A 13,441-nucleotide genomic window follows, 5' to 3' on the forward strand; every position below is an offset into this window, starting at 1 on the left:
TCGCAAGCTCACTCCTCACACTCACCATGCCCCACCCTCCGCTCGCGACTGCGGGGCTCGCAAGCTCACTCCTCGCACTCACTTGGCCTCCAGGTCGTGCAGGGCGCGCTGCAGGGCGCGCAGGTAGTCGGCGTGACCGACCTCGAACCAGTGCCGGCTGCTCTCCTTGACCGGCCCCGAGTAGCGCTCCCCCGCCCGCGCGGTCACCGCGGCGGCGAAGGCTGCCGCCTTACCGGGGTGGCTCTCCCGCAGTCGCAGCAGTCGGGCGAAGAGCACGGTCTGCCAATGGGACAGCGGGAAGATGCCAGAATCCGGCTGTACCAGGCCGGCGACGGCGAGGGTCGGGTGATTCGGCACAAAGGCGTTGAGCCACAGCACCGGACACCCGGTCCTGCCATCGTCGCCAAGGACCTTCGAGTCGAGAAACTCGAACCGGGGCAGATAGCCGGTGGCGAACACGACCAGTTCCGGATCGACCTGCCGGCCGTCCGCCAACTCGACGGAATCCCGGTGGAAGCGGATGGCGTCCGGCACTGGAGTGACCCGGCCATGGCCCAGATAGTAAACAAGCTGACTGTTCACGATCGGATGCGTCTCCAGCATCCGGTGGTCGGGCCGCGGCAGACCGAAGCGGGTCAGATCCCCCACACTCACCCGGAGAAGGCGCTCGTAGAGCCATTGTCGGAGCCGCCGGGGCACCCGCAGCGCCAGCAGCAGGTCGTTGACCTGGTCAGCCGGGCGGCCGAGGAGATACTTCGGCGCGTACCAGTAGCCACGGCGTGTGGAGTGCCAGCACTGGGAGGCCTGCTGAGCTGCCTCGGCAGCGATGTCACAGCCGGTGTTACCGGCCCCGACGACCAGCACCCGTCTGCCCCGCAACTGCGCCGGACCCTGGTAGGCCGAGGCGTGAATGACATCACCGCGAAACTCCGCGAGGCCCTCGTGGTTGGGCATTTTCGGCGACCAGTTGTGGCCGTTGGCGACCACAACCGCGGCGTACCGGGAGGTCCGTTCCGGGCCGTAGCCGCCGGTGCTGCGGGTCGTGACGTCCCACCGGTCGCCGGTGACCGGCTCGACCCGTACCACCTCAGTGCCGAACCAGACGTGCCGGCGCAGGTCGAAATGGTCCGCGTACTGCTCGAGGTAGGACAGCAACTGACTGTGATGCGGATAGTCCGGCCAGTCGTCCGGCATCGGGAAGTCGGGGAACTGGGTCAACGGACGCGACGAGACCAGGTGGGTGCTGGCGTACACCGGGCTGCGGTCGTGCCGCCAGTTCCACACCCCCCCGACTCCGGTTTCCCGCTCGTAGCAGTCGACGCCGAACCCGTGCTCGGTCAGATTCTTGATCGCGGTCAGCCCGCTCGGGCCCGCCCCGATCACACAGACCGTGTCACCGCGGTCGGAGACCGAGCGGCCGTCACGGGTCAGGTCGAGGGTGCTCGACTCCGGGTCGGGCCGACCGTGATCGGTGGAGGTGGTCACCGAGGGATTCTCCTTATATGCGGCACGGATGCCGGGTCGCGCAGCATCCTGCCCACATCGGATGCCCAATGTCCAGCCCGGCCCACCAGGCGGTCAGCCGGGCCCGGGCACTGGCAGGTCGGCCAGGACCGGGAGGCGGTCACTGGCCCGGCGGGCCTGCGGAGTGTCCACCACGTTGTGGGGACCACGGTGATCCGCGGGTCAACGACGAGCGCGTCGATCCGACATCAGGGGGTTCACCTGGAGGAACGGGAGCCGGTCGGTCCGGCGAGCCGCCACCGGGCCCCTCCTGCACCACAACCACCGTGGTACGGACCAGCGCCGCCGCGTCGTCCCGGCCCGCGTCCTAGATCCGACGGGCGAGGTCGGAGGCGCCGATGAGACCGGCGTTGTTGCCGAGTTTGGCGGGGCAGATCTGCGCCACCGGCAGCCGACCCCGCTGCGCGAGCGCCGCGGTGAAGGAGGTGCGGGCCGGTCCCAGCAGCAGGTCACCGGCTTCGACGACGCCACCGCCGACCACCAACACCTGCGGGTCCAGGATCTGCGCCATGTCGGCGAGGCCGCTGCCGAGCCAGTGGCCGACCTGGGCGAACGCCTCGGTGGAGACCGGGTCGCCGTCCTGCGCCGCGGCGGTGACCATCCGGCCGGTTATCGCGTCAACGTCGCCGCCGGCACACTTCAGAAGGGCGGTGGCGCGGTGCGGTTCCTGGCGGGCTGCGGCTCGGGCGAGCCGCACCAGAGCGCTCCCGCTGGCGTACTGCTCGATGCAGCCCAACCGGCCGCAGCCGCACTGGTGCCCGTCCGGCACGGAGAGCATGTGTCCCAGTTCGGCGGCGATGCCGTGCGCGCCACGTACCAGCTCGCCGCCGAGCACGATGCCACCACCGACCCCGGTGCCGATGGTGAACATGACCATCGAGTCCTCGGCGTCGCAGGCCGCGCCGTAGCGGAACTCCGCCCAGGCCGCCACGTTGGCGTCGTTCTCCACGATCACCGGCAGGTCGGTGGCTCCGCTGACGAACTCGCGCAGCGGCTCGTCACGCCAGGCGAGGTTCGGGGCGAAGAGTACGGTTGAGCGACTGGCGTCGATCCAGCCGGCCGCCCCGATGCCGACTCCCTCGATCGCCCGGCCCTCGGCAAGCTCTCGGATCACCTCGACGATGACGTCGCAGGTCTTGCCGACATCATCCGCGGGAGTGTCCCGTCGGGTCTGCACGAGCACCGTGCCCGTGTCGTCCACGACGCCGGCCGCGACCTTCGTGCCACCGACGTCCACTCCGATGGTCAGCGTCACCGCTGCCACTCCCCTCTGCTGTGCTGCCCGGCCCCGGGGCGTTACGCCGGTCGGGTCGGGGGTGTTGGGTCAGGCCCCGCAGGCATCCTCGCCCGTGTCACCGGGCACCCGGGCGGCGGGCACCACGGGACGGTCAGCCGTCGCCGGTACGTTCTCTGTCACGGCCGACCCGGCGACGTTGACGGGCGGTGCGGCGGCCGGGACGGGGGCCTCCTCCACCCGAGTCGCGGCGGACCAGGCGTCCCCCTCGGGCGCCGACGGAGAATCATGCCTGCTCCGGGTTGCCGCCCGCCACACGGGGGTTGGGCTCCCCGGTGCCGGGGTTTCGGGGGTGCGGTCCTCCGCCGGCGTGGGGGCCGGCTGCGCCGAGGCGAACGCTCGGAGCAGGCTCGCCACTCCGGCGGCCAGATCACCGGCCCCGGTGGCGAGCCGCTCGGCGAATTCCGGACTCGGGTCCCGTAAGGCGACAATCGCCCGGCAGACTGGGCAGACACAGCACTCCGGCGTGCCGGTCGACAGACCGGCACCGGTCGAACTCCCCGCCTGACCGAGAACAGTCGACACGATCCCACCGAGCGGGCCCCACGGGGAGCCATCCTCTACGCCGGTCGCGGAGAGCCGCGCCGCGGCCAACAGGGTCGCGACCAGTCGTTCCGCCTCTTCCCGGGCCGAACCCGGATCCGTTGCCCCCATGGTCGGCTCCTCTACCGAAACGCGCTCACTGCGGCGCGTCAGATGCTTTCTACCCGATGCTTGAGCTGCTTCAACGCGGCTTCCATGATCATTCTCTCAGCCTTGCGGCGAAACATCCCAAGCATCCCGACCGACAGCTCGACCTCCAGCGTGTAGGTCACCGTGGTCGTGCCATCGGCGTTGCCGGCCAGGTCGTACGAACCGCGCTGGGTACGCTGCATTCGGGAGGGCGCCGCGAGGTGCCACTCGATCCGACTGAGGTCGTCTGCGTACTCGTACACCAGCACGTACTCGTCCACCAGAACTCCGGCGTCGAGGGTGAACCGCACCTGACGGGCGTAGCCGTCGGCGTACTCCTCAAGAACCTGAACCTGCCGCAACGTGTCGGTCCACTCGGGGTAGCGGGGCAGGTCGCAGATGACCGCCGCCACCTGTTCCGGTGCCGCGCCGATCGTGATCGACTGGGTGGAGGAGTCCGCCATGGGGGGAGGCTACCCGGCCATGTGACGAACCTGTCTGCACCACCCTCCGCGAATGACGGGTAGGTTGCGACAGAGCCGACCGCGAGGGCGGCCTGCCCGGCCAGCGTGATCACGAGGAGAGTGCAGGTGCGCGAGTTCTCCGTCCCACCGATCGTCACCGTCGGCGACTCGGCCAATCTAACCGATCCGGTCTGGGAAAACGCTGAGGTCGCCCCAGACGTGGTGCAGTTCATCCGTGCGGGTGCCGACGGCGCCTCGACCGACGTGACCTGCCGCCAGTTCCGCGACGAGGTGGTCGCGGTGGCACGCGGCCTGGTCGCAGCCGGGGTACGGCCCGGCGACCGGGTCGGGCTGATGAGCCGCACCCGGTACGAGTGGACGCTGTTCGACTACGCAGTCTGGGCGGCTGGCGCGGTCACCGTACCGATCTACGAAACCTCCAGCCCCGAGCAGGCCGCCTGGATCCTGTCCGACTCGGGAGCCGTCGCCGTACTGGTGGAGACGGACGCGCACGCCGCGCTGGTCGCCGGCGTGCGCGACCGGACGCCCGAGCTGACGAACGTGTGGCAGATCGACCTCGGCGCACTGGACGAGTTGGTCACCGCCGGCGAGTCGGTTGACCCGACCGAGATCGAGCAGCGGCGCGCGGCCGTGCACGCCGATGACCTCGCCACCCTCGTCTACACCAGCGGCACCACCGGCCGCCCCAAGGGGTGCATGCTGACCCACCGCAGCATGCTCGCCGACGTGGCCAACGCCGTGCCGGTGCTGCCCAACCTGTTCGGCCCGGGCGCCTCCACCCTGCTGTTCCTGCCACTCGCGCACGCCTTCGCCCGACTGATCCAGGTCGGTGTGGTGCAGGCCCGCGCCACGATGGCCCACTGCCCGGACACCAACGACCTGCTCTCCCGGTTGCAGACGGTTCGCCCCACGTTCGTGCTCTCCGTCCCCCGGGTCTTCGAGAAGGTCTACAACAGCGCCAAGCAGAAGGCAGACGCCTCCGGCAAGGGCCGGATCTTCGCCCGTGCCGAGGCTGTCGCCATCGCGTACAGCGAGTCGTTGGAGACCTCTAGCGGGCCCGGCTTGGCGCTCCGCGTCCAGCACGCGCTCTTCGACCGACTGGTCTACCGCAAGCTGCGGGCCGCGCTGGGCGGGCGGTGCAGCGACGCGATCTCCGGCGGTGCGCCACTCGGCGCGCGGCTCGGACACTTCTTCCGCGGCGTTGGGGTCGTCATCTACGAGGGCTACGGGCTGACCGAAACCTCCCCCGCCGCCTCCGCCAACCTGCCCGATGCCATCCGGATCGGCAGTGTCGGCCGCCCACTGCCCGGGGTGACCATCCGGATCGACGACGACGGCGAGGTCCTTATCGCCGGGGACCTGGTCTTCAAGGGCTACTGGCGCAACGAGGCCGCCAGCGCGGATGTGCTCACTGCCGACGGCTGGTTCCGCACCGGCGATCTGGGCCAACTCGACAGCGACGGCTACCTACGGATCACCGGCCGGAAGAAAGAGATCATCGTGACCGCGGGCGGCAAGAACGTCGCTCCGGCGGTCCTTGAGGACCAGGTCCGGGCGCACCCGATGGTCAGCCAGTGCGTGGTGATCGGCGACCGACAGCCCTTTGTCGCGGCGCTGGTCACCGTGGACGAGGAGGCGTTGCCAGCGTGGCTGGAAGAGGCTGGCCTGCCCGCGACAACCCCGGTCGAGCAGCTCCGCGAACACGAGGGGCTGCGGTCCGAGATCCAGTCCGCGATCGACGCGGCCAACCGCACCGTGTCCAGGGCTGAGGCCATCAAGGTCTTCCGAATCCTTCCCCGGGACTTCACCGAGACGACCGGCGAGCTGACCCCGTCCCTTAAGGTAAAACGACAAATCGTGCACAAGTCGTACGCGACGGAAATCGCCGATATCTACCGAAGCTGACTACGATCCGTCACGTGCCCACCTCCACTCCGAGATCGCCCCGAACGCATCCCCTCGCCGCTGCCGCACGCGTGGTGATGCTGGCCCTGGTGGCGGTACTGAGCCTGCTCGCCACGAACGACCCCGCTCAGCTGTGGTGGATCGCACTCCTGGCGGTGGCGGGCCTGCCGGCGCTGCTCGCGCCGACGCACGATCGGCTCGGGCCGCTGGGCCGGGGCGCCGAGGTGGTGGTGCTGGGGCTCGCCACCAGCCACGTCGCCTCGGTGGCGACGATCGGCGTGCCGAACGCCGGGCTGGGCGCCTCCGCGGTGCTGCCGTACCTGACCGTCCCGATCACCGTCACCGCCCTGCGCCGACGCTTCCGCGAAGGCGCGGGGCTGCTGGCGACCATCGGTCTCACCTTGCTGCTGGCCGGGGCGCTGACCGAGGTCGACGGCCAACGGCAGCTCTTCCAGGTCGGCTACCTGGCGGTCAGCGCCCAGTGGTTGGCCCTCTCCGGCCTCGGGCTCTATGCGGCGCGGACCCTGCACCGAATGATCCGGGCGCGCAGCAACAGCAAGCCCCAGCCGTACGCGGAGGCGACCCGCCTCCTCACCCAGCTACGTACAGTAGCCAGACAGCTACCCGGAGCCACGCTAGATCCGGGGGGCATCTCCGAGCACCTGCTGGAGGAGCTACGTGCGCTGACCCGGGCGGACCGGGCGGCAGTTCTCTCGGCTAGTGGTGGTGGGCGACTGGTGGTCCTGGCCCAGTGCGGTTCCGATCGGGTGGACTGGGAGACCACGCTGGACGCGGACTCGGCGATCGCCGACGCGTGGGCCAGCCAGCAGCCACAGACCGCCGCGCACTCGCAAGCCCGCTCACACGTCGGTGGGGAGGTCTCCGCGCTGATCGTGCCGCTGGTCGCCGGGGTGCGTACGGTCGGGCTGGTCGTGCTGGAAGCGGATGTCGCGCACGCGTACCCGCCTGCGGTCGTGGCCCGGGCGACCGGGCTAACCTCCCCCGCCGCACTGCGCCTGGAGGCAGCCCTGCTCTTCGACGAGGTGCGCTCCCTGGCCACCAACGAGGAGCGGCAACGACTCGCCCGGGAGATCCACGACGGGGTGGCCCAGGAGCTGGTGATGGTCGGCTACGGCATCGACAACGCACTGGCCACGGTGCACGAGGACACCGAGGAGACCGCTGAGTCGCTGCGCGGGCTACGGCAGGAGGTCACCCGGGTCATTACCGAACTGCGGCTCAGCCTCTTCGAGCTGCGCAGCGAGGTGGACCGGCACGGCGGCCTCGCCGCCGCCATCGCCGAGTACGCGCGCACGGTCGGGGTCTCCGGCGGCCTGCGGGTGCACCTGTCGTTGGACGAGTCGACCGCCCGCCTGCCCGCCACCACCGAGGCCGAGCTGTTGCGGATCGCCCAGGAGGCGGTGGCCAACGCCCGCAAGCACGCCAGCGCCGCGAACCTCTGGGTCACCTGTGCGGTGGACCCGCCGTACGCTCAGATCGAGGTGTCGGATGACGGTCACGGGATCTCCGACCAGCATACGGATGGACACTACGGCCTTGCGATCATGGCTGAGAGGGCGGAACGTATCCGAGGTCGACTGGAGATCCGGCCACGGCAGCCGAGTGGCACAACGGTGACCGTGGTGGTTGGTTCGTCGCCCCAGCGCGATAACGTGCGTGGCAGTACCGCAGCAGAAGGGGAGTAACCCGAGGATGACCACACCGACACCAGCCACTCGCACCAAGGTCCTCCTCGTGGACGATCACGACCTGATTCGCAAAGGGCTACGGCACGCCTTCGAGCGCGACCGGCAGTTCGAGGTCGTCGGCGAGGCTGCCACCGCGGCCGAGGGGGTCCGCCAGGCCGGTGCCCTCCAGCCAGACGTGGTCATCATGGACCTGCGACTGCCCGACGGGAGCGGCCTCGAGGCCACCCGCGCACTGCGTAAGTCCAGCGCCACGATGGGTATCGTCGTGCTGACCATGTACGCCGGCGACGACCAGCTCTTCGGCGCGCTCGAGGCGGGCGCGAGCGCCTTCGTCCCGAAGACCGCCCCGGCGGATGAGGTGGTCGCCGCCGCCCGGCACGCCGCCTCCTCGCCCAGTGCCTTCACCGCCGCCGACCTGGCCGAGGCGATGAAGCGTCGGCTGGCCCCGTCCGGGCCGCAGCTGTCCCCACGCGAGGGGCAGGTGCTACGCCTGCTTGCCGACGGAATGAGCGTGGCCGGCATCGCCAAGCAGCTCTTCGTCAGTGAGTCCACTGCCAAGACCCACATTTCCAAACTGTACGAGAAGCTCGGCGCCGCCAATCGCGCCCAGGCATTGATGACAGCGCTCCGGCTCGGTCTCCTCGAGGCCCCCGACGCGCCCAAATTCTGACCTGCCGCTCACCTAACGAGCGGACAACTTCTCATCGACGACAGTGTCGGCCGGCGCGATGTCGCGCTAAGGTCTCCCCCGGCGGAAGGGTGGTCTGCAGGGGCGGGCCCCGTGCGCACAAAGAGGTGAGGCATGGTACGGCCGGACTGGGCACCCGACGACATCGACATCGAGCGTCCCAGCGTCGCCCGCATGTACGACTACTACCTCGGCGGCTCCCACAACTTTGCGGTGGACCGAGCAGCGGCGCAGGCTATGGTCGCGGCCGTTCCCGAGGCCCCACTGATGGCCCAGGCGAACCGCGCCTTCCTGCGCCGGGCGGTGCACTTCCTGGCCGATGCCGGAGTCCGGCAGTTCCTTGACATCGGCTCAGGAATCCCCACTGTCGGCAACGTGCACGAGATCGCCCGGCAGGTCGCGCCGGACTCCCGGGTCGTCTATGTCGACACCGACCCGGTGGCGGTGGCACACAGCCAGGAGATTCTCGCTGACAACGACCAGGCAACCGTGGTGCAGGAGGACCTACGGCGCCCCGACCGAATCCTCAGCCACCCCGAGCTCCGTCGGCTACTCGACCTCAACCAGCCGATCGCGGTGCTCATCGTCGCCGTGCTGCACTTCATCCCCGACCACGACCGCCCCGCCGAGCTGCTGCGGACCCTGCGTGATGCCCTCGCCCCCGGAAGCTGGCTGGTGCTGTCGCAGGCCAGCGACGAAGGGCGGCAGGACACCGAGCGGAGCGATGCCGAGGCGGTGTACCGACGCACCGGCAGTCCACTGTGGTTTCGGAGCCGATCCGAACTAGCCACCCTCTTCGACGGCTTCGAGTTGGTCGAGCCCGGGGTGGTGTGGGTTCCACAGTGGCACCCGGAGACACCGGAGAGCAGTGTGAACGCCGAGACAACGGCGTTCCTCGGTGGCGTGGGGCGGATCGGTGGCTAGCCCAGCCACCGCGACTCAGCCGAGCGGCGCCAGTTCCGGCATCGAGGCCTTCACTCAGGAATGGGCGAACGCGATCGCCGGGACGAGCTACCTGCCGATGACCCAGGCACAGCTCAAAAAGCTACTCAACCGCCTCGCCCGGCAGCTGGCAGCGGCCCTACTCGCCGAGCCGTTCGACCTACGAGCCGGTCAGCGCGTCGGCACCGAACTGGTGGCCGCACACATCGCCTCGGCCGAGGCACTGGGGCGGACTGTTGAGGTCGTTCAGCTCCGCCTGGTACGCGATCTGGGCTTGGTCACCGAGGACGTGGCAGACCGGCTGGCCCGGCTGCTCGCCGCCGTGACCACCGGATACACCCGGGCGCTACGCGACCGCACGCTGGACGAGCAGGAGTCGATCCGGCGGGCCGCGTTGGCGCAGCGGACGAAGGCCGAACGGGCGCTCCGGGCCAGTGAGGCCCGCTTTCGGCACCAGGCCACCCACGACTCGCTCACCGACCTACCAAACCGGAATCTCTTCACCGAGCGGCTCACCGCGGCGCTAGCGGCGCCGCAGCGGGACACGGACCGGGTCGGCCTCTGCTTTCTCGACCTGGACCAGTTCAAGCGGGTCAACGACCAGTACGGGCACCAGACCGGTGACAGGGTGCTCACTGACGTGGCCAACCGGTTGCGGCAGGCCCTCACCGGACATCTGGTCGCCCGGCTCGGCGGCGACGCGTTCGTCATCCTGATCGAACGCACCGGCGGTACCCGGGACGTGATCGCGGTGGCGGAGGCGGCCCTGGCTGCCGTACACGAACCAGCCACGGTGGCGGGCCACGAGGTGACGGTGCGGACCAGCATCGGCATCGCGGAGCGGCAGGTCGCAGACGCCTCCGCGAACGAACTGATGCGGGCCGCCGACTGCACCCTGCACTGGGCCAAGGCGGCCGGCGGCGGTCAGTGGATGCTCTACGACGCCGAGCGCGACCGCCGAGAGCTGACCCGCCAGGCACTGACCGCGGCGATCCCGGCCGGGCTGGACCGGGGCGAGTTCTACCTCGACTATCAACCACTTACCTCACTGCGCGACGGCCGCCTGCTGGGCGTGGAGGCATTGGTGCGCTGGCGGCACCCGGAGCTGGGTGTTCTGCGCCCGGGCCGGTTCATCGGCCTCGCCGAGGAGACCGGATTGATCGTCCCGCTCGGTGGGTGGGTGCTCGCCGAAGCCTGCCGAACAGCGGGAAGCTGGTCGGTGACCGGCGGGACACCGTTTGTCAGCGTCAACCTGGCCGTCCGGCAGGTACACCGACCGGGTCTGGTGCAGGAGGTCCGAACCCTGCTGCGGCACACCGGGCTGCCGCCGGAACGCCTCCAGCTGGAGATTACCGAGAGCGCCATGATGAGCCCCGCCGACGAACCGGTGCGGGCGCTGCGCCACCTCGCCGACCTCGGTGTCCGCATCGCCATCGACGACTTCGGCACCGGCTACAGCAACCTGGCGTACCTGCGCGACTTACCGGTAACCGAGTTGAAGGTGGCCGGGGAGTTCGTTGCCGGGCTGCGCACCCAGGAACCCCAGGCAGACGAACGGATCGTCGCGTCGTTGGTTTCGCTGGCCCACGCCCTGGACCTGACCGTCACCGCCGAGGGAGTGGAGACGGCCGGGCAGGCCGAACGGTTGCGGGCCATCGGCTGTGACGCCGCCCAGGGCTGGCACTTCGGCCGTCCAGAACCCGCTGACCGGATCCTGGCCCGACTGGGCTGACGGAGCACAGGCCCAGGGGCCGGTCCTGTCAGACGACCGGTCCTCCCAGACCACCACGTCACTCAGGCTGCAGGAGAGTGGTCATCCGCGCGGCCTGGGTCTCCCACCGCCACTCGCGTTCGACCCAAGCCCGACCGGCGGCACCGAACTGACGGGCCAGGTCCCGGTCGGCGAGCAGGATCGCCACCCGGTCGGCGAGCTGGGCCACATCCCGCCCCCGCACCACGAAACCCGTCTCGCCGTCGCGCACCGCGTCCGGTGCGCCGCCGGAGTCGCCGGCCACCACAGGCAACCCGGTCGCGGAGGCCTCAAGGTAGACGATGCCCAGCCCCTCCACGTCCAAGCCCCGGTTCCGGGTGCGGCACGGCATCGCGTACACGTCGCCGGCCGCGTAGTGCGCGGGCAACTCCGCCGCGGGCACCGTACCGGTGAAGACCACGTCCCGCTCGACGCCGATCTGTCGGGCCAGCTTCCCCAGCCCGTTCCGGTACGGTCCGCCTCCGACGATCAGCAGTGCCGCGTCCGGGACCCTTCGGCGGATCTCTGGCATCGCCCGGATCAGCGTGTCCTGCCCCTTGCGCGGTACCAGCCGGGACACACAGACCACGACCGGTCGGTCGACCAACCCGAGCCGCGCCCGCACCGACTCACCCCGGACGGTCGGGTGGTAGGTGTCGACGTCAACACCGGGCGCGAGCCGACGCAGCTCGGTCACCCCGCGCAACGCCCGGTCCAGCCGGAGCCGCGTGTACTCCCCCAGGTACGTGGTCACGTCGACGTCCCGGCCAATCCGGCGTAGCGCGGAACGGGCACCGGGCAGCGCTGCCCAGCCGATCTCGTGTCCGTGGGTCTGCGCCACCACCCGCCGAACTCCGGCCCGGCGCCGCAGGCCCGCGGCGAGCAGGCCGAGTGGTGCCGCTGCACCGAACCAGACCGTGTCGCAGTCGTTTGCCCGGGCAAGCTGGGCGACCCGCCGCGCCACCGGTGGGGTGGGCAGCAGCACCTTGGTGTCGTCCCGCACCACCTCGAAGGGCTGGTCGGCGTCGAACTTCTCGGCACCGCGCCAACTCGAGGCATAGACCACCACCGAGCCTACGGGTTGGCGCACCGCGAGGCCGTGCACGAAAGACTGGATCCCCCCGGGCCGGGGCGGGAAGTCGTTCGTGACAAGCAACGTCCGGCTCTCGCTCATCGACTGGTCTTCCTGGCGTAGGCGCGGGCGGCGGCGATCCGCTCCACGGTGGACGGGTGACTGGCGGAGTAGAGGTATTCCAGCCGGGGTGGATCGGGGTCGGCGAGGTTGATGCCGGCGAGTCGGCGCTGCATCGCCACAAAGGCCCCCGGGTCTCTGGTCAGCGCCAGCGCGTGCGCGTCGGCCCGCGCCTCGATCCGACGGGAGATCAGGGCCTGCGCCGGCGTGGAGACCAGGCCGGCCACCGTCACCAGCGCCAACAGCAGTGGGAAGGCACGCGGTTGATCGATCGAGTCGACACCGGCCATCCGCAGCAGCGGAGCGACGAACCCGAGCAGGTAGAGCGCCACCACCGCCGCCGCCGCGCCCAGCGCGCCGGTCAGCGTGCCGACCACCACATCCCGGTCCTTGGCGTGCCCCAACTCGTGGGCCACCACCGCGGTCACCTCCTCCGGAGTGGCCTCGCGCAGCAGGGTGTCGTAGACGACGATCCGCCGGGTCGGCCCCAGTCCGGAGACGTAGGCGTTGACGGCACGGGTGCGACGGGAGGCGTCAGCCACCAACACGTCCCGGACCGGTACGCCGTCACGAGCCGCCAGCTCCATCAATTCTGTGCGCAGCGGGCTCGGCCCCATCGGGGTGAACCGGTTGAACACCGGCTCCACCAGCACCGGGAACACAAACGACAGAAGCATCACCAGGCCGGCTGCCCCGGCCGCACCGAACGCCCACCACCAGCGCGGTGCCAGCCGGATCACGGTGTAGAAGCCACCCAGGGCCACCGCCCCGATGACCGCGCTGACCACGTACGACTTCAGCAGGTCAACGGTCCAGCCACCCCAGCTGTTGGTGGCCAACCCGTAGCGGGTGAGCACGGTGTGCCGCCAGGCCGCGAACGGCAGAGTCACCAGGTCGGCGACGAACACCACGGTGAGCCCGCCGAGCACCGCCTGCGCGGCCCAGTGCCCACCGAACGGACGGCCGACCAGCTCGACCAGGCGGCTGCCCAGCGGGGTGAGCCCAAGCGCGAGCGCCACCAGCAGACCGATGCCGAGCGCCGCCCAGCCGCCGGGCCGCAGTGCCGCACGGAACTCCCGCCCCCTGCTCACCTGGTCTCGTGGCAGCTCGTCCAGGGCGGCGAGTTGGTCGGCCCGCGGGGCCGGCGGGCGCTGCCACGGGATCAGCACAGCGACGGTGACGACCAGCGCAGCGACCAGCCCGACCAGCGTGAGCAGGGCCCAACCGCGCGGGCTCACCGGATCACCGCCCGGCCCACGATGCCGGCTGTCGCGACGGAC

At 70.4% G+C, this 13,441-nt stretch carries 11 protein-coding genes and 1 pseudogene; 5 read left to right on the forward strand and 7 right to left on the reverse strand.

Annotation, left to right across the window (positions count from 1 at the left end; genetic code table 11):
* Positions 1 to 78: 78 nt before the first annotated feature.
* The 5 genes and pseudogenes from STROP_RS16395 to STROP_RS16410 form a co-directional block, all read right to left on the reverse strand.
* Positions 79 to 1,485: a flavin-containing monooxygenase gene (locus STROP_RS16395; RefSeq protein ID WP_012014484.1), complete on the reverse strand. Its 1,407-nt coding sequence runs from the start codon at positions 1,483 to 1,485 to the stop codon at positions 79 to 81.
* Positions 1,486 to 1,578: 93 nt separating this feature from the next.
* A pseudogene (locus STROP_RS26210) lies at positions 1,579 to 1,764 on the reverse strand (endonuclease/exonuclease/phosphatase family protein); the annotation flags it as partial.
* Between the two features lie 67 nt (positions 1,765 to 1,831).
* Positions 1,832 to 2,788, reverse strand: a complete 957-nt coding sequence (locus tag STROP_RS16400; RefSeq protein WP_187151551.1) for an ROK family glucokinase — start codon at positions 2,786 to 2,788, stop codon at positions 1,832 to 1,834.
* Positions 2,789 to 2,848: 60 nt separating this feature from the next.
* Positions 2,849 to 3,472, reverse strand: coding sequence for a hypothetical protein (locus tag STROP_RS16405; protein ID WP_012014486.1), 624 nt, complete (start codon positions 3,470 to 3,472; stop codon positions 2,849 to 2,851).
* Between the two features lie 38 nt (positions 3,473 to 3,510).
* On the reverse strand, positions 3,511 to 3,954 hold the full coding sequence (locus STROP_RS16410) for an SRPBCC family protein (protein ID WP_012014487.1): 444 nt from the start codon (positions 3,952 to 3,954) through the stop codon (positions 3,511 to 3,513).
* A 126-nt stretch (positions 3,955 to 4,080) separates the two neighbouring features.
* On the opposite strand from STROP_RS16410, the gene STROP_RS16415 reads away from it, so the two are divergent.
* The 5 genes from STROP_RS16415 to STROP_RS16435 all read left to right on the forward strand — a co-directional run bounded on the left by STROP_RS16415 (position 4,081) and on the right by STROP_RS16435 (position 10,951).
* On the forward strand, positions 4,081 to 5,880 hold the full coding sequence (locus STROP_RS16415; protein WP_012014488.1) for an AMP-dependent synthetase/ligase: 1,800 nt from the start codon (positions 4,081 to 4,083) through the stop codon (positions 5,878 to 5,880).
* A 71-nt stretch (positions 5,881 to 5,951) separates the two neighbouring features.
* A complete protein-coding gene (locus tag STROP_RS16420; protein ID WP_026275105.1) occupies positions 5,952 to 7,586 on the forward strand; it encodes a sensor histidine kinase in 1,635 nt (544 codons plus the stop codon).
* A gap of 7 nt (positions 7,587 to 7,593) precedes the next feature.
* A complete protein-coding gene (locus STROP_RS16425; protein WP_012014490.1) occupies positions 7,594 to 8,259 on the forward strand; it encodes a response regulator transcription factor in 666 nt (221 codons plus the stop codon).
* A gap of 132 nt (positions 8,260 to 8,391) precedes the next feature.
* Positions 8,392 to 9,201 (forward strand): SAM-dependent methyltransferase, encoded by an 810-nt coding sequence (locus tag STROP_RS16430; RefSeq protein WP_012014491.1) that lies wholly within the window; start codon positions 8,392 to 8,394, stop codon positions 9,199 to 9,201.
* Positions 9,202 to 9,298: 97 nt separating this feature from the next.
* Positions 9,299 to 10,951 carry a putative bifunctional diguanylate cyclase/phosphodiesterase gene (locus STROP_RS16435; protein ID WP_026275106.1) on the forward strand — a complete coding sequence of 551 codons (1,653 nt, stop codon included), beginning with the start codon at positions 9,299 to 9,301 and terminating at the stop codon, positions 10,949 to 10,951.
* Positions 10,952 to 11,009: 58 nt separating this feature from the next.
* Here STROP_RS16435 and STROP_RS16440 read toward each other — a convergent pair whose 3' ends face one another.
* Together STROP_RS16440 and STROP_RS16445 are read right to left on the reverse strand one after the other, a co-directional pair.
* Positions 11,010 to 12,143, reverse strand: coding sequence for a glycosyltransferase family 4 protein (locus tag STROP_RS16440; protein WP_012014493.1), 1,134 nt, complete (start codon positions 12,141 to 12,143; stop codon positions 11,010 to 11,012).
* The gene (locus STROP_RS16445) at positions 12,140 to 13,399 is read right to left on the reverse strand and encodes a M48 family metallopeptidase (RefSeq protein ID WP_026275107.1); all 1,260 of its coding nucleotides are present in this window, start codon (positions 13,397 to 13,399) and stop codon (positions 12,140 to 12,142) included. Before STROP_RS16445 ends, STROP_RS16440 begins: the two co-directional genes overlap by 4 nt.
* Positions 13,400 to 13,441: the final 42 nt, after the last annotated feature.

Source organism: Salinispora tropica CNB-440, assembly GCF_000016425.1.
GTDB lineage: Bacteria > Actinomycetota > Actinomycetes > Mycobacteriales > Micromonosporaceae > Micromonospora > Micromonospora tropica.